General features: G+C 45.6%; 1 protein-coding gene. It reads right to left on the bottom strand.

The features are described 5' to 3' along the window. Positions 1-307: hypothetical protein (locus tag DM397_RS00255; RefSeq protein WP_162615418.1), on the bottom strand; the 307-nt coding region annotated here is incomplete at both ends.

The raw sequence follows: 307 nt of genomic DNA, 5'->3' as shown, positions 1-307 counted from the left end.
CGGCAAAGGATTCACGGCTACTGTAAAATTGGTCGGTGCCGAAATGCACCCATTTGCATTTTTTACAGTTAGAGTTCCTGTATATGTGCCCACAGCTGTTCCCGCTGGAACTGCAATGCTTATAGAACCGGCAGTTAAAGCGGCATCTGTAACCGGTAAAAAATTATTGGTCGGGCTTGCATTCCAGCTAATGCTGTATAAAGTTGGTGAATTTGTTGCCGCACTATAGCTTAAGCTGGCCGTTTGGGCTGAGGAATTAAAACAGACTGCATTTGCAGTTCCAAGCGTGATTGACGGCAAAGGATTC

The organism is Flavobacterium nitrogenifigens (genome assembly GCF_003254565.1).
Lineage (GTDB): Bacteria > Bacteroidota > Bacteroidia > Flavobacteriales > Flavobacteriaceae > Flavobacterium > Flavobacterium nitrogenifigens.
The sequence above is the reverse complement of the archived record's forward strand: the minus strand, read 5'-3'. Positions and strand labels throughout refer to the sequence as shown.